The sequence below is a fragment of the Streptomyces kanasensis genome (assembly GCF_043077165.1).
In the GTDB taxonomy this organism is placed as follows: domain Bacteria; phylum Actinomycetota; class Actinomycetes; order Streptomycetales; family Streptomycetaceae; genus Streptomyces; species Streptomyces changanensis.
Window position 1 is genome coordinate 168,510 of sequence record NZ_JBIBSF010000004.1, and the last position, 17,135, is coordinate 185,644.

14 protein-coding genes are annotated in these 17,135 nt (G+C 75.2%); 8 read left to right on the plus strand and 6 right to left on the minus strand.

Going from position 1 to position 17,135, the window contains the following annotated elements; translation table 11 throughout:
* Positions 1–68 precede the first annotated feature (68 nt).
* Positions 69–2,321, minus strand: a complete 2,253-nt coding sequence (locus tag ACF053_RS12450) for a DEAD/DEAH box helicase (protein ID WP_391953838.1) — start codon at positions 2,319–2,321, stop codon at positions 69–71.
* Positions 2,322–2,744: 423 nt separating this feature from the next.
* Between ACF053_RS12450 and ACF053_RS12455 the strand changes: the two genes are divergently transcribed.
* Complete coding sequence (locus tag ACF053_RS12455; RefSeq protein WP_058940692.1) at positions 2,745–3,479, plus strand: ferritin-like fold-containing protein; 735 nt, start codon at positions 2,745–2,747, stop codon at positions 3,477–3,479.
* Between the two features lie 100 nt (positions 3,480–3,579).
* Here the strand turns inward: ACF053_RS12455 and ACF053_RS12460 are convergent, their stop codons facing one another.
* From ACF053_RS12460 to ACF053_RS12475, 4 genes are all read right to left on the minus strand, one after another.
* Positions 3,580–3,849 (minus strand): hypothetical protein, encoded by a 270-nt coding sequence (locus ACF053_RS12460; protein ID WP_391953839.1) that lies wholly within the window; start codon positions 3,847–3,849, stop codon positions 3,580–3,582.
* 378 nt (positions 3,850–4,227) lie between these two features.
* The gene (locus tag ACF053_RS12465) at positions 4,228–4,455 is read right to left on the minus strand and encodes a DUF3107 domain-containing protein (protein ID WP_391953840.1); all 228 of its coding nucleotides are present in this window, start codon (positions 4,453–4,455) and stop codon (positions 4,228–4,230) included.
* Between the two features lie 135 nt (positions 4,456–4,590).
* The gene (locus ACF053_RS12470; protein WP_058940637.1) at positions 4,591–5,232 is read right to left on the minus strand and encodes a TetR/AcrR family transcriptional regulator; all 642 of its coding nucleotides are present in this window, start codon (positions 5,230–5,232) and stop codon (positions 4,591–4,593) included.
* A 360-nt stretch (positions 5,233–5,592) separates the two neighbouring features.
* Complete coding sequence (locus tag ACF053_RS12475; protein ID WP_391953841.1) at positions 5,593–5,832, minus strand: hypothetical protein; 240 nt, start codon at positions 5,830–5,832, stop codon at positions 5,593–5,595.
* Between the two features lie 125 nt (positions 5,833–5,957).
* Between ACF053_RS12475 and ACF053_RS12480 the strand changes: the two genes are divergently transcribed.
* The 7 genes from ACF053_RS12480 to moeZ all read left to right on the plus strand — a co-directional run bounded on the left by ACF053_RS12480 (position 5,958) and on the right by moeZ (position 15,297).
* Positions 5,958–7,046 carry an alpha/beta fold hydrolase gene (locus ACF053_RS12480; protein ID WP_391953842.1) on the plus strand — a complete coding sequence of 363 codons (1,089 nt, stop codon included), beginning with the start codon at positions 5,958–5,960 and terminating at the stop codon, positions 7,044–7,046.
* Between the two features lie 173 nt (positions 7,047–7,219).
* Positions 7,220–8,584 (plus strand): DUF3152 domain-containing protein, encoded by a 1,365-nt coding sequence (locus ACF053_RS12485; RefSeq protein ID WP_391953843.1) that lies wholly within the window; start codon positions 7,220–7,222, stop codon positions 8,582–8,584.
* Positions 8,585–8,800: 216 nt separating this feature from the next.
* Positions 8,801–10,639 (plus strand): DUF3492 domain-containing protein, encoded by a 1,839-nt coding sequence (locus tag ACF053_RS12490; protein WP_391953844.1) that lies wholly within the window; start codon positions 8,801–8,803, stop codon positions 10,637–10,639.
* Positions 10,632–11,933: a hypothetical protein gene (locus ACF053_RS12495; RefSeq protein WP_391953845.1), complete on the plus strand. Its 1,302-nt coding sequence runs from the start codon at positions 10,632–10,634 to the stop codon at positions 11,931–11,933. Before ACF053_RS12490 ends, ACF053_RS12495 begins: the two co-directional genes overlap by 8 nt.
* Before the next feature lie 400 nt (positions 11,934–12,333).
* Positions 12,334–13,293: an NAD-dependent epimerase/dehydratase family protein gene (locus tag ACF053_RS12500; RefSeq protein WP_391953846.1), complete on the plus strand. Its 960-nt coding sequence runs from the start codon at positions 12,334–12,336 to the stop codon at positions 13,291–13,293.
* Positions 13,281–14,033: a spherulation-specific family 4 protein gene (locus ACF053_RS12505; RefSeq protein ID WP_391953847.1), complete on the plus strand. Its 753-nt coding sequence runs from the start codon at positions 13,281–13,283 to the stop codon at positions 14,031–14,033. Before ACF053_RS12500 ends, ACF053_RS12505 begins: the two co-directional genes overlap by 13 nt.
* Positions 14,034–14,118: 85 nt before the next feature.
* Positions 14,119–15,297: an adenylyltransferase/sulfurtransferase MoeZ gene (gene moeZ, locus ACF053_RS12510; protein WP_391953848.1), complete on the plus strand. Its 1,179-nt coding sequence runs from the start codon at positions 14,119–14,121 to the stop codon at positions 15,295–15,297.
* 173 nt (positions 15,298–15,470) lie between these two features.
* Here moeZ and ACF053_RS12515 read toward each other — a convergent pair whose 3' ends face one another.
* Positions 15,471–17,063, minus strand: coding sequence for an alpha/beta hydrolase (locus ACF053_RS12515; RefSeq protein ID WP_391953849.1), 1,593 nt, complete (start codon positions 17,061–17,063; stop codon positions 15,471–15,473).
* Positions 17,064–17,135 lie beyond the last annotated feature (72 nt).

Genomic DNA, 17,135 nt, shown 5'->3' on the forward strand with positions numbered 1-17,135 from the left:
GCCGCGGCGGGCGCAGACGTGCGAAGGCCCCGCCACCGGGCGCGGTGGCGGGGCCTTCAGCGGGTCGATCAGGCCTCGGCGGGCGCTGCGGCCGCCTTGGTCGCACGACGGCGCCTCGGCTTCGCCTCGGTCGCCTGCGCGGGTACTGCCGCGGTGTCGGCGGACGCGGCGGCCTTGCGGGTACGACGACGCGGCGCGGCCTCCACCGTCTCGGCCCCGGCCTCGACGGCCTCGACGGCCTCGGCGGCCTCCGGGGCCTGCGCGGCCTGCGCGGCCTTGCGGGTGCGGCGGCGGGGCTTGGCCTCCGCCTCCGCCTCCGGGGCGGTGCCCTCAGCGGTGGCGACGGTCTCGACGGCCTTCGCCTCGGCGGCCTTGCGGGTACGACGCGGCGCGGCCTCCACCGTCTCGGCCCCGGCCTCGACGGCCTCGGCGGCCTCCGGGGCCTGCGCGGCCTTGCGGGTCCGACGGCGGGGCTTGGCCTCCGCCTCCGCCTCCGGGGCGGTGCCTTCAGCGGTGGCGACGGCCTGGACGGCCTTCGCCTCGGCGGCCTTCGCCTCGACGGCCTCCGGGGCCTGCGCGGCCTTGCGGGTCCGACGGCGGGGCTTGGCCTCCGCCTCCGCCTCGGGGGCGGTGGCCTCGGCGGTGGCGACGGTCTCGACGGCCTTCGCCTCGGCGGCCTTGCGGGTGCGGCGGCGCGGGGCCGCCTCGACCTCGGCCTGCGGAGCGACGGCCGTCTCCACTGTGGCGGCGGGGGCCACCGCTTCCGGGGCCTGCGCGACCGGAGTCACCGGCGCGGCGGCCTCGGCCGTCGCGCCCGCACGGGTACGGCGCCGGCGGCGGGGCGTGCGGCGCTCGGCCGGAGCCGTACCGTCGGCAGTGCCCTGCGTCGTGTCGTCCGTCGTCGCGACGGGCGTCTGCGCGGCGGCCGGCTCGTCGAGCGAGGTCCCGCCACGGGTGCGGCGGCGCTGGCGCGGCGTGCGGGCGGGGCGCTGCTCGGAACGCTCCTCCTCGCGGCGCCGACCACCGCGGGGCTTGCGCCCGCCCGGCTCGCCCAGGTCCTCCAGCTCCTCCGCGCCCAGCCCGGCCCGGGTGCGCTCGCCGCGCGGCAGGACACCCTTCGTGCCCTCCGGGATGTCCAGCTCGCTGTAGAGGTGCGGGGAGGTCGAGTACGTCTCGACCGGGTCGCCGAAGTTCAGGTCCAGCGCCTTGTTGATCAGCTGCCAGCGCGGGATGTCGTCCCAGTCGACCAGCGTGATCGCCGTACCGGACGCGCCGGCGCGGCCCGTGCGGCCGACGCGGTGGAGGTACGTCTTCTCGTCCTCCGGCGACTGGTAGTTGATCACGTGCGTGACGCCCTCGACGTCGATGCCGCGCGCGGCGACGTCGGTGCAGACGAGGACGTCGACCTTGCCGTTGCGGAAGGCGCGCAGCGCCTGCTCGCGGGCGCCCTGGCCGAGGTCGCCGTGGACGGCGCCGGACGCGAAGCCGCGCCGCTCCAGCTGCTCGGCGATGTCGGCCGCCGTGCGCTTCGTACGGCAGAAGATCATCGCGAGCCCGCGGCCCCTGGCCTGCAGGATGCGGGAGACCAGCTCCGGCTTGTCCATCGAGTGGGCACGGAAGACGTGCTGCTTGATGTTGGCGACCGTCGCGCCCGCGTCGTCCGGCGCGGTGGCGCTGATGTGCGTGGGCTGGGACATGTACCGGCGGGCGAGGCCGATCACGGCGCCCGGCATGGTCGCCGAGAACAGCATCGTCTGGCGCTTCGCCGGCAGCATGTTGATGATCTTCTCGACGTCGGGCAGGAAGCCCAGGTCGAGCATCTCGTCCGCCTCGTCCAGCACGAGGGTGCGGATGTGGGAGAGGTCGAGCTTCCGCTGACCGGCCAGGTCGAGCAGGCGTCCGGGGGTGCCGACGACCACGTCGACGCCCTTCTTGAGCGCCTCGACCTGCGGCTCGTAGGCGCGGCCGCCGTAGATCGCGAGGACGCGGACGTTGCGGACCTTGCCGGCGGTCAGGAGGTCGTTGGTGACCTGCGTGCACAGCTCGCGGGTCGGGACGACGACCAGGGCCTGCGGAGCGTCCGTCAGCTGGTCGGGCCGGGAGCGGCCCGCCTCGACGTCCGCCGGGACCGTGACCTGCTCCAGCAGCGGCAGCCCGAAGCCGAGCGTCTTGCCGGTGCCGGTCTTGGCCTGCCCGATGACGTCGCTGCCCGAGAGGGCGACCGGGAGGGTCATCTCCTGGATGGGGAAGGGGTTGACGATGCCGACGGCCTCCAGGGCCTCGGCGGTCTCGGGGAGGATCCCCAGGTCTCGGAAAGTCATGGCCTGCGTAGTCAGGGTGTCGCCTCTTCTGTGAGCCGCGGTACGAGGCGAACGCTGGGGGTCTTACCGCGCCGGATCACTGTCCGGCCGCGCTGTGTGGCATCACAGCCGGGTGGCGCGGGACCACTGCCGTCGCTCGAGCGTCATACCGCTGAGGGGCCCCTCATGTGCGATGGCGCACGGAGGGCTGTCAGGTCGGAGCCGATCGGGCCACCGACCGGGCATCCTCATTCATGGAACCGCCCCCCGAGCGCATACGGAAGCATCCGCGTACTCGACAGGGCGCTTTACCACTGTACCCCGGAATCCCGCAGGTGTGTCGGGACGATTCACAAGGAGGGGGACGTCACACTCGGGGGACGGGCCCCCGCGCTCACTGACCAGGGCCTTACCGGGCGCCACGGGCGGGCTATTGTGCGGTTCATGGAGACGCCTGACAACGCCACTGCCGCAGAAGAACCGACCGGGATCGCCGCCCTCGACTGGGCAGCCGCCTCCGCGGAGCCGCAGTACCGCGCGGCCGTCGTGGACCTGCTCGGCGCGCTCGCGTACGGGGAGCTGGCGGCCTTCGAGCGGCTCGCCGAGGACGCGAAGCTCGCCCCGACGCTCGGCGACAAGGCGGAGCTGGCGAAGATGGCGTCCGCCGAGTTCCACCACTTCGAGCAGCTGCGCGGCCGGCTCGCCGCGATCGACGTGGAGCCGACCGCCGCGATGGAGCCGTTCGCCAAGGCGCTGGACGACTTCCACCGGCAGACGGCCCCGTCGGACTGGCTGGAGGGACTGGTCAAGGCGTACGTGGGCGACTCGATCGCCAGCGACTTCTACCGCGAGGTCGCCGTCCGGCTCGACTCGGACACGCGCGCGCTGGTGCTGGCCGTGCTGGACGACACCGGCCACGGGAACTTCGCCGTGGAGAAGGTCCGCGCCGCGATCGAGGCGGACCCGCGTGTCGGCGGCCGGCTCGCGCTGTGGGCGCGGCGGCTGATGGGCGAGGCCCTGTCGCAGGCCCAGCGGGTCGTGGCGGAGCGGGACGCGCTGTCGACGATGCTCGTCGGCGGCGTCGCGGACGGGTTCGACCTGGCGGCGGTCGGCGAGATGTTCTCGCGCATCACCAAGGCGCACACGAAGCGCATGGCGGCCCTGGGCCTCGCGGCCTAGCGGCCGTCTCCCGGGCTGCCCTGGTTGCCGGGGCCGCCCCGGTCACCCGGGGGCGTCCCCCCGGGGGTCCCGGTCCTCCGGCGGGGAGCGGCGGCGTGGGTCACGCCGCCGCTGATCGGCGCAAGCGGTGGGCCGCCGGGCGGATCAGCAGCGACAACAGGACGGCGCTGATCGCGACGGCGCCCAGCAGCGTCCCCAGGACGAAGCCGGGGCCGAGCGCGGCATGCGTGACGAGCGCGCCGAACAGCGCGCCGAGCACGCCGGTGACCAGCACCGTGCGACGCGGCGGGAGCCGGTCGGCCAGCCGGTGGAGGGCGGCCCAGGCCAGGGCGAGGCCGAGCAGCACGGAGCCGAGAGCTTCCCAGAACACAGCATCACCTCGCGGACGGCGGGGCGGGCAGAGCGGTCGTCCCGGTCCTACCCGTGCCCCGTGGAACGCAACCCTCCCGCGCGCCCCGGTGACCCCCGGGTGACCGCCACACCCGAACACCCCTTCGCGACCGCCGCCTGACCGGCAGACAGGGCACCGGTGGAGGGGCGCGGGGCCGCGCCCGCCGAGGGCTGGCGCCGAGGTGGCGGCGCCGAGGGCGGAGGACACGCGCCGGGGGCGGCGGAGGCGCCGGGCCCGGACGGGGTCAGGGGTGGCGCCGACGGGATGGATACGGCGACGGTCACGGGGGCGGACACGGCGGAGGCCCGGCGGGGTCGCCCCCGCCGGGCCTCCGACTGTCGCTGTCGCGCTACGTCGTCACAGCGCGCCGAAACCGACCCGGCGCACCGTCGGCTCGCCGATCTCGACGTACGCGATCCGGTCCGCCGGCACGAGGACCTTGCGGCCCTTGTCGTCCGTCAGGCTGAGCAGCTTCGACGTGCCGCCCAGCGCGTCGGCCACCGCGCGCTCGACGTCCTCGGCGGACTGCCCGCTCTCCAGAACGATCTCCCGGGGCGCGTGCTGCACGCCGATCTTGACCTCCACGGCTATGTCCCTCCGAACGGTCAGCGTTGCGCGATCACCGCGCCGTACGCTGCACACATTAGCCCGGAGAGGCGACCCGCCACGGCCGGGCGGCGCACGCCAGGAGCGAACAAGCCCCCGCGGCGCCGTCCGACGTCAGTGGCCTTCGGCCGCGTGGAGCGGGAAGCCGGCGATGCCCCGCCAGGCGAGCGACGTCAACAGCTGCACGGCCGTGTCGCGCGGCACGGGCGAGTCACTGGCCAGCCAGTACCGGGCGACGACCTGCGACACCCCGCCCAGACCCACCGCGAGCAGCATGGACTCGTCCGGGGACAGTCCCGTGTCCTCGGCGATCACGTCGGAGATGGCCTCCGCGCACTGCAGGGAGACCCGCTCGACGCGCTCGCGCACCGCCGGCTCGTTCGTCAGGTCCGACTCGAAGACCAGGCGGAACGCGCCGCCCTCCTCCTCGACGTAGGCGAAGTAGGCGTCCATGGTGGCGGCCACGCGCTGCTTGTTGTCCGTCGTGGAGGCGAGCGCGGTGCGGACCGCGTGCAGCAGCGACTCGCAGTGCTGGTCGAGCAGCGCCAGGTACAGCTCCAGCTTGCCGGGGAAGTGCTGGTACAGGACGGGCTTGCTGACCCCCGCCCGCTCCGCGATGTCGTCCATCGCGGCCGCGTGGTAACCCTGGGCGACGAAGACCTCCTGGGCCGCGCCCAGGAGCTGATTGCGTCGGGCTCGGCGCGGCAGGCGTGTGCCCCTCGGGCGCGCCGCCTCTGTCTGCTCGATGGCTGTCACGCCGCCTCCCAAATTCGATCCAAATGCGCTGTGCGCCGCGCCGCCATCGTACTTTTGGGTAACCCGGCTGTGCGCGGTGCGAGCGCAGAATTTCACGTACCGGACGCCCGCGGTACCCGGAGCTTCAAGTTTGAACGAATCTGACCCCGGGCGAACGTGGTCGAACCCGGGCGACGCGCTGTCGGGACGGGCCGCGGCACGCGGACGGCCCGCGAAGGATGGGACGGCCGCTGGGCGGCGGGCGGACGGCGGCGAGTGGCCTGCGCGCCGCGTGTCCTCCGTCCGCCCGCCGTCCGTTCCGCCGGTTCGCCGTCCGTCCGCAGCCCGGTCCGGTCCGGCGCGGAGGGGCGGGCGGGCCGGTCACCCCTCGCGGTAGTCGTCCTCGTCCAGCTCGACCACCCTCGCCTGCTCCACCGCGTCCGCCTCGTTCGCCACCTCGGGGTCGATCCGCGCGAGGGGGTCGTCCGCCTGCGGCACCAGCTCCGTGTGCTGCTCGGCGGCGTCCGCCTCGGGCGTCTCCTCGGCCAGTCCGGTCGCGGTCGTGCCGTTCTCCCGGGCCAGCTCGGCCAGCGTCTCGGGATCCGTGGGGTCGACGGTCATGAGCTCCCCTTCCTCGCGGGCGTCTGCCCTTGCTTCGAGCCTAGAAGGTTGCCCATTCCGGCGCTATGCGATCCTGTGACGGCGAACACACCGTTCCGGACGTGATCGTCTCGTAACATTGGCGCATGTCTTCGACCGAGCTGCCCGCGTCCCCGACGGCCGCCGCGGCGGTACCCCGCGTGGGTGCCGTACGGGTCGCCGAGGGGGAGCGGTTGCGCCGCGTGACACTGCCGGGGCTGACGCTGAACGTCCGCTACCGGCCGTGCGACGACACGACCGGCCGGGCCCCCGCGCTGTACGTGCACGGGCTCGGCGGCTCCTCGCAGAACTGGTCGGCGCTCATGCCGCTCCTGGCGGACGTCCTGGACGGCGAGGCCGTCGACCTGCCGGGCTTCGGTGACTCCCCGCCGCCCGACGACGGCAACTACTCCCTGACGGGCCACGCCCGCGCCGTCATCCGGCTCCTCGACGCCGGCGCCCGGGGCCCGGTGCACCTGATCGGCAACTCCCTGGGCGGCGCGGTCGCCACCCGGGTGGCGGCCGTCCGCCCCGACCTGGTCCGCACGCTGACGCTGGTCTCGCCCGCCCTGCCCGAACTGCGGGCCCAGCGCGGTGCCTGGCCCACCGGGCTGCTGGCCGTACCGGGTGTGGCCCGGATGTTCGCGCGCATGACCCGGGACTGGACGCCCGAGCAGCGCGTCCGTGGTGTCGTCGGCCTCTGTTACGGCGACCCGGGCACCGTCACGGACGAGGGGCTGCGCGCCGCCGTCGAGGAGATGGAGCGCCGCCTCCAGCTGCCGTACTTCTGGGACGCGATGAGCCGTTCCGCGCGGGGCATCGTCGACGCGTACACCGTCGGCGGCCAGCACAACCTGTGGCGGCAGGCCGAGCGGGTCCTCGCTCCGACGCTGCTCGTCTACGGCGGGCGCGACCGGCTCGTGTCGTACCGCATGGCCCGCAAGGCCGCCGCGTCGTTCCGGGACGCCCGGCTGCTGACGCTCCCCGACGCCGGGCACGTGGCGATGATGGAGTACCCGGAGGCGGTCGCCCGCGCGGTGCGCGACCTCGTCACGGACCGGGGTCCCGGCGATCCGGTGCCGGCCGACCGGGACGGCGACGGCGACCGGCGGGAGGTCGGGCCGCGGGGCGGCGGTGACCGGCAGGGGGCCGGACGGCGTGACGGCGGCGAGCGGCACGACGGCACGGGGAGCTGATCCGGGGCGTGGGACGACATAGCCGCAAAGGCCCCGCACCCACCGACCGGGGGGTCGACCGCAGTACCGCGACCGCCGCCGCACAGGGGGGCGGCCGCCGTCGCAGGGGACCGGCGCAGACACCGCCGGCACCGGCACCGCAGCAGGGCGCACCGCAGCAACAGCCCCGGGGCATGCAGCCGCAGGGCGTGCAGCCGCAGTCGCCGACGTCCGGGCAGTACGGCTACGGCTACCCCTACGACCAGGGCACCCCGGCGCACGGCACCGCCGCCCCCTGCTCCACGCCCCGCGACGCGCGGGGTGGACACCCCGAGCAGCGCGAACCGGGCGGCGGCTGGGGCACCGCCCCGTACGCCCCCCAGGAGCAGCCGGTGGCCGCGGCGCAGCCGCGCATCGCGCAGGCGGCCCCGCGCGTACCGGGTCCGCGCCAGGAGTTCGTCGAGGCGTTCGACGGGCCCGTGCCGCAGGAGGCCCGGCCCGGCGACGGCGGCGTGGGTGCGGGTACGGGCGGTGGCGTGGGCGCCGCCGGTGAGCGCCGACGGCGCGGCCACCGGCGGGACGGGGCACCGGCCGCCGGTACCGCCCCGGCGGCCGCCGGCCCGCAGACCCGCGCCGACGGTGGGGGTGCGGTCACCCACGATGCCCCGGCCGACGGCGCCGGGGACGCCCGTGACGCCGGGCGCGAGGGGGCCCCGGGCGAGGACCGCAGGGGCGGCCGGAGCCGTACGTACACCGGGATCGCGGCCGCCGCCGTCACCACCGTCCTCGCGGTCGTCGTCGCCGGTCAGGTCGCCGAGACCCGGCAGGACGGCCGCACCGGGCAGGCCGCCGACACCCCCGACCTGCGGCCCGGCGAGGACGCCGCGTCCCGTTCCGACCAGCGGCCCACACCGCCGTTGGTGGTGCCGTCCCGGCCCGCCGTGCCCGTCGAGCCGCCGACGTACGACCAGCTGATGGCCCGCCAGTTCCCCCTGGCGCCCACCCTCAAGGGGACCGGTGCGTTCGAGGCCGTGCCCGGGGCCGATCCGGCGCCCGGCAAGGGGCAGAAGGTCCGCTACCGCGTCGACGTGGAGAAGGGGCTCGGGCTCGACGGCAAGCTGTTCGCCACGGCCGTCCAGGAGACCCTCAACGACCCGCGCAGCTGGGCGCACGGCGGCGCCATGACGTTCGAGCGGATCTCCACCGGGCGCCCGGACTTCGTCGTCACCCTGGCGAGCCCCGGGACGACCGGCGTCTGGTGCGCCAAGTCGGGCCTCGACACGACGATCGACAACGTCTCGTGCGACTCCGCCTCCACGGACCGCGTCATGATCAACGCCTACCGCTGGGCGCAGGGCGCCGAGACCTTCGGCCCCAAGGCGATGCTCGCGTACCGGCAGATGCTGATCAACCACGAGATCGGGCACCGGTTGGGGCACAACCACCGCACCTGCCAGACGCCCGGCGCGCCCGCGCCCGTGATGCAGCAGCAGACCAAGTCGCTGGAGATCGACGGGGTCAAGTGCCGCCCCAACCCCTGGGTCCACCCGGGCGAGTGACGACCCACGGCCTGGCCGGAGCCTGACGCAGCGTAGTCGCACTGCGCCTTAGCGCGACGGAACGCGACCGGTGGGCGAAAGTTACGTGCATTCACCCCTTCCGGTGGCGCGACGGACAACCGTCCATCGCGCCACCTGTTCGTCCGCTTACGGTCGTCCCGCCGCGAGTCGCCGGACCAACGACGGCCGCGCACAAGGGAGATCGGGGGTGTACTCGTGCGGATCGGACTGCTCACCGAGGGTGGCTACCCGTACGCTGCGGGTGAGTCCAGGCTCTGGTGCGACCGGCTCGTGCGCGGGCTCGCGCAGCACGAGTTCGACCTCTACGCGCTGAGCCGCAGCGCACGCCAGGAGGACGCCGGGTGGGTGCCGCTGCCCCCGCACGTCCAGCGCGTGCGCACCGCCCCCCTGTGGTCCGCGTCGGCCGACCTCCGAGACGGCGCCCGCGGACCGCGCCCCTACGGGCGGCGGGACCGCCGCCGCTTCACCGACCGCTTCGAGCAGCTGGCCACCGCCCTCTGTCGTGCCGAGCCCGCTGCCGACACCGCTTTCGCCGACGGCCTCTACGGGCTCGCCGAGCTCGCCCGCGACCGCGGCGGTCTCGCGCCGGCCCTCCGTTCCGAGGCGGCCGCGCGCGTCCTGGAGGCCGCCTGCCGCGCCCCGGGCGCACGCCGGAGTGCACACGGCGCCACCGTCCCCGACTACCTGGCGCTCGCCCACGAGCTGGAGCGCGCCCTGCGCCCCCTGTCGCTCGACTGGTACGACGCCGACGGTCTCGGCGCGGTCGACCTGTGCCACGCGGCATCGGGCGGAGCCGCGGCCCTCCCCGGCCTCCTGGCCAAACGCTTCTTCGGGGTTCCGCTGCTGGTCAGCGAGTACGGCGTACAGCTGCGCGCGCACTACCTCGCCACCGGCGGGACGCCGCTGAGCCCGCCCGTGCGGGCCCTGCTCGCGGCCTTCCACAGCCGGCTCGCCACGGAGGTCTACGACCGGGCCTCCGTCGTGACCGCCGGCAACACCCACACGCGTCGCTGGCAGGAGCGGTGCGGCGCCGACCGGGCCAAGCTGCGCACGGTCTACCCGGGCCTCGAAGCGGAACGGTTCGCCGCCGTCGGGGACGGTACGGACGGCGGCGACCCGCGCACCCTCGTCTGGGTCGGCCGGATCGAGCCCGCCAAGGACCTCGTCGGCCTGCTGCACGCCTTCGCCGAGGTGCGCCGGGCCGAGCCGGGCACCCGGTTGCGGATCATCGCGGCCCCCCTGCGGGACTCCGAGGCGTCCACCTACCTCGGGCACTGCCGGGCGCTCGCCGCCCAGCTCTTCCCCGACGAGGCGGCCACCGCCCACGCCGTCGGCGACAACCCGGTCTCCTTCGAGGAGATCGGCGGCCCCGAGGCACCCGAACTTCCCGACGCCTACGCCGCCGGGTGCGTGACCGTCCTGTCCAGCGTCGTCGAGGGCTTCCCCGTCAGCCTCATCGAGGCCATGCTCTGCGCCCGCGCCACCGTCTCGACCGACGTCGGCGCGGTCGTCGAGGTCATCGGCGGAACGGGACTCGTGGTCCCCCCGCGCAACCCCCGGGCGCTCGCCGACGCCTGCCTCGCGCTGTTGCGCGACCCCGAGCGCCGGGAGCGGCTCGGCGCTGCCGCGCGCGCCCGCGCGCTCGAACTCTTCACGGCCGAGCGGAACGTCGCGGCCTTCCACGGCCTCTACCTCGAACTGCTGTCGCTCGCCCCCGTACGCCGCGCGTCCGAGGCCGTCGACAGCGACGGTCACCCGGTGCCCTTCGCCCACCCCGCGGAGGCGTACGTACCGGGGCACTGGACCGCCGCCCCGCGCCCCACCCCGACGTGGGCGGTGGCAGCGGCGGCAGCGGTTCCGGGGGCAGGGCCGCGGTCGGGGTCGGGGTCGGGGTCGGCGTCGGCGTCGGGGTCGGGCCTGGCGGTGGGTTCGGCGTCGGCGGTGGGTTCGGCCTCCGTGGTGGGTCCGGCCCCGGCGGCTCGGATCGCGGCGGCCACGGCGGCCACAGGGGGAGCGGAGGGTGGCCATGTCTGAGACACCCCCGCCTCCCGCGACCTCCGGGGCGGCCGCGACGGTCCCTTCCGGGGGACCGGGAGCGGGCGGGTCCGGGGCGGGCGCCTCCGCGGTGTCCCGGGCTGGGGCCTCCGCACGCCGGGGTTCCGCCGATCCCGTCAAGGCGCTGCTGCACCGGCACCGGGAGCTGTGCGAGCGTGCCGTCGACCCCCTGGAGATCGCCGCCGGGCTGGAGGCCCACGGCGTCACCGACCGCACCGCGGCCCGCTTCCGCCACCGCGACGTGTTCTCGCTCGCCGAGGAGCTCTACGCGCGCGTACCGCGCGACTCGGGCCACGGCGCCGCCACCCGCACGAGCACCCCGGCCGGCCACCCGGGCCGGGCGGGAGGGGCCGACCGGGCCGACGCCCGGGCCGGTGCCCGGGGCGATGACCGGGTGGACGGCGGCCCCGGTGCCTCGGGCGGTGCCACCGATGGAGCCGGGCGCCCGTGGGCGCGGCGGGCGGGGGACGTCCTCGCCCTGCTGCTCCCGGCCGCGGTCTGGGGGCTGACGCTCGCCGGGCGGGACCTGACCACCGGGAGGCCGCGGCTCGCCGTCACCCTCGCGGGGGCCCTCGGGCTCGCGGTCGCGCTCGCCTTCTGCGTCCGGCGCGGACCGCTGCGCGCGCCCGGGCGCGCGCCGGTCCCCGCGGCAGCCGCCACTGTCCTGCTCCTCCTCTACGCGGCGTACGGCGACGGGCTGCTCGACCGGCTCGTCCACGGTGGCCCCGACGGACCCTGGCCCCCCACGACGGGCCCGCTGCTGGCCCTCACGCTGGCCCTGCCGCCGGCCGCCGGCTGCGCCCGGCTGCTCGCGGTGCGGGTCCGGCGCCGGCTCGCGGGCAGCCGGGGCCTGGACGACTTCACCGCCCGGGCCAGGCCCCTGGTCCTCGCGGTCGTCGCCCTGTACCTGACGGCCCTGTCCGGTCTCCTCGTCCTGACCCGGTTCGTCCCGGGGGCCGCACCGGGGCCGCTCGTCCCGGCGCTGGCGCTCGGCGCCCTGCTGTTCCTGGCCCGGCTGCTCACCGCGCACGGCTTCGCGCCGGCGGGCACCAAGGCGCTCGGCGCCGCGTGCGCCGCCCAGTACCTCGCCTGCGCCGCTGTCCTCGCCGGACGGCTGCCCGGCTTCGACCCGGTGGCCGCGCCCGTCCGGGCCGTCGTCGAGACCTGGGGCCCGGCAGCCGTACCCGCCCTCGCGTGCGGCGGGTCGGCCACCGTCCTGCTCGCGTACGCGTCCACCGTGCTCGCCCGGGCTTCCGCACACGCCCGCCCCTGACCACACCCGCACCGACCCCCACACCGCTCATGCCCATGACCCCGCACGGCCCCGGAAACCCCACCGGCCACCCGCCCCCCGAAGGTCACGCGCCACCCCAGCGTCACGATCCGTCCCAGGGCCCCGACCCACCCGCAGGCCACGGACACCCCGCCGACCGCGCGCGCCCCACCGACCACAGGGCCGCCGGGAGTCACCCCGGCCGCCACCGCTCCACCCGACCCACCGGCCCACCCCTCCCACGGCCCCGCCCCACCCCGCCTTCGCGCACCTCTCCCCACCCCCGCCCCGCATGCGACCCGACACGACATGCGACCCGACACCCCCAGAGCACCGAGGAGACACACGAGATGACCCCCCGACCCCCCGCCACGGCCGACCTGTGTGAAAGGGGCGCACGATGAGGGTGCTGCTGCTCGGCGCCACGGGATTCCTCGGCCGCTTCGTCGCCGACCGGCTGCTCGCCGACCCGGCGGTGCACCTCACCGCGCTCGGCCGCCGCGACGACTCCGACGTCCGCTTCGACCTCGCCAACGGCAGTCCCGGCGCGCTCACCCGGTTCCTGGACGCCGTCCACCCCGGCGTCGTCATCAACTGCGCCGGCGCCACCCGCGGCGGCGCCCGCGAGCTGACCCGGCACAACACCGTCGCCGTCGCCACCGTCTGCGAGGCCCTGCGCCGCAGCCGCTGCGGCGCCCGCATGGTCCAGGTGGGGTGCGCCTCCGAGTACGGCCCGTCCCAGCCCGGCTCCTCCACCGCCGAGGACTCCGTGCCCCGGCCCGGCGGCCCCTACGGCGTGTCGAAGCTCGCGGCCACCGAACTGGTCCTCGGTTCCGGCCTGGACGCCGTCGTCCTGCGGGTCTTCTCGCCGGTCGGCCCCGGCACGCCCGCCGGTTCGCCGCTCGGGCGGCTCGCCGAGGCCATGCGCCGGGCCATGCAGTCCGGTGATGCCGAGCTGAAGCTCGGCGGCCTCGGGGTGCAGCGCGACTTCGTCGACGTACGGGACGTCGCGCGGGCCGTGCACGCCGCGTCGCTCTCCGCGGCGCAGGGCGTCGTCAACATCGGCACCGGCCGCGCCGTACGGCTGCGCGACGCGGCCGCCGTCCTCGCCCGCGTCGCCGGCTACACCGGCGCCCTCCACGAACTGGACGGCCCGCCGACCCGTCCCGTCATCGCCGCGCAGCGCGCCGACTCGGTCACCGACCACGCCCCGGCCGCCCCGCACCCGTACCCCGACGGCTGCGGCGCCTGGCAGCAGGCCGACGTCCGCACTGCCCGCGACCGGCTCGGCTGGCGGCCCCGGATCAACCTGGAGGAGTCCCTCGCCGACATCTGGATGGAGGCGGCGTGCCGCATCTGACCAGGACCGGCACCGGCCTGTCGGCGACCGGCGCGGAACGGCTCGGGTTCGGCGTCCCCGGCTACGCCCACCCGCTCCTCGCGCCCGTCGAGTGGGCGGAGCTGACCCGGCCGGGCGCACCGGTGCACTGGGCCGTCCTCAACGTCGCGGACGGCCCCGGCGTCCGGCCCGACCCGCACTGCCTGGAGGCCGCGGGCCGACTGCGCAACGCCGGCATCCGGGTCCTGGGCCTCCTCGACCTGGACGGCGGTGCCCGCCCCTTCGGGGACAGCGTCTCCGAGGCACACCGGTACCTCGACTGGTACCGCGTGGACGGCTTCTTCCTGGACCGCTGTCCCACGGAGCGGGCAGACCTGCCCGCGGCACGGCGGCTGACCGCGACCCTGGAGTCCGTCCTCGACCGGCCCGAGGGGTGCCACCTGGTCCTCGGGCACGGCCGCCACCCGTACCCGGGATACGCCGAGATCGCCGACCAGCTGGTCACCTTCTCCGGGCCGTGGACGGAATACCGCTGGTCACAGGTGGCGGAGTGGACCGCCGACCACCCGCCGGAACGGTTCGCGCACTTCGTCCACGGGGTGCCGCGCACCCACCTGGACGAGGCGGTGCGGATCGCCCGGTGGCAGGGAGCGGGGACGATCTTCTTCACGGACCGCACCGGACAAACCAACCCGTTCGCGGCGCTGCCCGGCTACTGGGACGAAATCGTCTCGCAGATCGGACCAGGTGTCTCGGAATGAGAAGGGCCGTGGCAGTGTTACGGGACATGTAGTCCCCGCCCGCGCGGGGGTAGTCCCGTACTGACATACGACCAACGGAGTCCCCGTGTCGCTGCCACCCCTGGTCGAGCCGGCTGCCGAGCTCACCGTAGACGAGGTCCGCAGGTACTCCCGCCATCTGATCATCCCGGACGTCGGGATGGACGGACAGAAGCGGCTGAAGAACGCCAAGGTGCTCTGTGTCGGTGCCGGCGGTCTCGGTTCGCCCGCGCTGATGTACCTGGCCGCGGCGGGCGTCGGCACGCTCGGCATCGTGGAGTTCGACGAGGTCGACGAGTCGAACCTGCAGCGCCAGATCATCCACAGCCAGGCGGACATCGGCCGCTCGAAGGCGGAGTCGGCGCGCGACACGGTCAAGGGCATCAACCCCTACGTGGACGTGATCCTCCACGAGGAGCGGCTCGAGGCCGAGAACGTGATGGAGATCTTCGGCCAGTACGACCTGATCGTCGACGGCACGGACAACTTCGCCACGCGCTACCTCGTCAACGACGCCTGCGTGCTGCTGAACAAGCCGTACGTGTGGGGCTCGATCTACCGCTTCGACGGCCAGGCGTCGGTCTTCTGGTCCGAGTACGGGCCCTGCTACCGCTGCCTGTACCCGGAGCCGCCGCCGCCGGGCATGGTCCCGTCCTGCGCCGAGGGCGGTGTCCTGGGCGTGCTCTGCGCGTCCATCGGCTCCATCCAGGTCACCGAGGCGATCAAGGTCCTGGCCGGCGTGGGCGACCCGCTGGTCGGCCGGCTGATGATCTACGACGCCCTGGAGATGCAGTACCGCCAGGTCAAGGTCCGCAAGGACCCGAACTGCGCCGTCTGCGGGGAGAACCCGACCGTCACCGAGCTCATCGACTACGAGGCCTTCTGTGGCGTCGTCTCCGAGGAGGCCCAGGAGGCGGCGGCCGGCTCCACGATCACTCCGAAGCAGCTCAAGGAGTGGATCGACGACGGCGAGAACATCGACATCATCGACGTCCGCGAGGTCAACGAGTACGAGATCGTCTCGATCCCCGGCGCCCGGCTGATCCCGAAGAACGAGTTCCTGATGGGCAACGCCCTGCAGGACCTGCCCCAGGACCGCAAGATCGTCCTGCATTGCAAGACGGGTGTCCGCAGTGCGGAAGTCCTCGCGGTGCTGAAGTCGGCCGGCTTCGCGGACGCGGTGCACGTCGGCGGCGGTGTCATCGGCTGGGTCAACCAGATCGAACCCGACAAGCCGGTCTACTGACCCGACCGCACGCCCGGGCCAGGAGGGGCCGGACCGCTCGGGTCCGGCCCCTTCGCCGTGCCCCTGTCCTGCCCGTGCCGTGCCCGTGCCCGTGCCGTGCCGTGCCCGCCCAGGGGGCGGCGGGGCGGGGGTCGGCGTCCGGTGGGCGGGGCGGGGTGTCACGGGCGGGTGGGTCAGGAGGAACAGGTCGTGCCGTCCTGGGGGACCTTCGCTCGGAGCAGGTAGTCGTCGACCGTCCGCGTCACGCAGGGCGACGAGCCGTAGGCGCCGTGTCCCTCGCCCTTGTTCGTGACGAGCACGCCGACGCCCTCACCCAGGCCGTCCGCCATCCGGCGGGCGCCCTCGTACGGGGTCGCCGGGTCGCCCGTCGTGCCGACCACCAGGATCGGGCCCGCGCCCGGCGCGCTCACGTCCTGCGTCGAGCCCTCACCCTTCACCGGCCAGTCCGCGCACCAGCCGGCCGTGTCCCACGCGAGGAACGCGCCGAACACCGGCGATATGCGGCGGAACTCCGGCAGCAGCGCCTTCGCCTCGGCGGCCGTCGGGCGCTGGTCGCTGTCGGCGCAGGAGATCGCCCGCTGCGCGTGGCTGTCCGTGCCGTAGCGGCCGTCCGCGTCACGGTCGTTGTACATGTCCGCCAGACGCAGCAGGGCGTCGCCCCGGCCGTCCTCGGCCTCCTCCAGCGCCTCCGTCAGCAGCGGCCAACTGCTCTCCGAGTACAGCGGCAGGACGATGCCGGTCAGCGCCAGGCCCTCCGTCAGCTTCCGCCCGCCGGTCGTGGGCAGCGGCTGCCCGTCGAGCCGCTCCAGCAACCGGGCCACGCGCGCGGTCCCGGCGGCGGCGCCCTCGCCGGTCGACGCGAAGTAGTTGTTCAGCGCCCGCTGGAAGCCCGTCGTCTGGTGGCGCGCGTGCCCCTTGGTGTCGGCGGTCGGGTCGACCACCGCGTCCAGCACCGTCCGGCCGGTGTTCCCGGGGAACAGGTGCGCGTACGCCGCGCCGAGCTGCGTGCCGTACGAGATGCCGAAGTAGTGCAGCTTCGCGTCCCCGAGCACGTGCCGCAGCACGTCCATGTCGCGGGCGGTGTTGCTGGTGGTGACGTGGGCGATGAGCCGGCCCGAGCGGCGGGCGCAGCCGGCCCCGAAGTCGGCGCCGTCCTTCAGGTACGCCGCTTCCTCGGCCGGCGTGTCCGGGGTGAGGTCCGCGCGCGCCTCGGACGCGGCCTGCTCCTCGTCGGACCGGCACACGACCGCCGAACTCCCGCCGACGCCGCGCGGGTCGAACCCGACCAGGTCGTACCGGGCGTTGAGCGCGTCGTAGTCCGGGGCGAAGTCCGGCAGCATCTCCACCCCGGAGGCGCCGGGGCCGCCGAAGTTGAACAGCAGCGAGCCGATCCGCCCGCTCCGGTCGCGCGCCTCCTTGCGGATCAGCGCCACCGACAGCGTCTCGCCCTGGGGCTTCGCGTAGTCCAGCGGCACCTTCACGCGCGCGCACCGCCACGACGCACCCGGCGTGTCACCGCCCTCCGGCGCCTCGCACGGCTGCCACTTCGGCTTCTGACCGGTCAGCGAGGCCGGCAGGGCCGGCATCCCCGCCGTAGTGCCGGGCCGGCCGGGCGCCGTGCTCGCCGAAGCGCCCGGCGTCGCGCCGCTCCCGCCGCTCCCGGCACCGCCACCGCTCCCGCCGTCCCCGGCCTGGCACCCGGTGGCCAGCCCGGCCACCACGGCCGCCGTGGCCACGATCGCCGCGGCTCGTACACGCATCGTCATCCGCCCCCCAGAGCTTCCCGGACGAATCCGGCACCCCACCTGTGGAACGCCATCGTAGGCGCCGCCACCGTC

Excerpts from the sequence above, each read along its gene's own strand:
- ACF053_RS12450 (WP_391953838.1), bottom strand. The coding sequence starts at position 2,321 with ATGACTTTCCGAGACCTGGGGATCCTCCCCGAGACCGCCGAGGCCCTG.
- ACF053_RS12455 (WP_058940692.1), top strand. The coding sequence starts at position 2,745 with ATGGAGACGCCTGACAACGCCACTGCCGCAGAAGAACCGACCGGGATC.
- ACF053_RS12475 (WP_391953841.1), bottom strand. The coding sequence starts at position 5,832 with ATGACCGTCGACCCCACGGATCCCGAGACGCTGGCCGAGCTGGCCCGG.
- ACF053_RS12480 (WP_391953842.1), top strand. The coding sequence starts at position 5,958 with ATGTCTTCGACCGAGCTGCCCGCGTCCCCGACGGCCGCCGCGGCGGTA.
- ACF053_RS12485 (WP_391953843.1), top strand. The coding sequence starts at position 7,220 with ATGCAGCCGCAGGGCGTGCAGCCGCAGTCGCCGACGTCCGGGCAGTAC.
- ACF053_RS12495 (WP_391953845.1), top strand. The coding sequence starts at position 10,632 with ATGTCTGAGACACCCCCGCCTCCCGCGACCTCCGGGGCGGCCGCGACG.
- ACF053_RS12500 (WP_391953846.1), top strand. The coding sequence starts at position 12,334 with ATGAGGGTGCTGCTGCTCGGCGCCACGGGATTCCTCGGCCGCTTCGTC.
- ACF053_RS12515 (WP_391953849.1), bottom strand. The coding sequence starts at position 17,063 with ATGACGATGCGTGTACGAGCCGCGGCGATCGTGGCCACGGCGGCCGTG.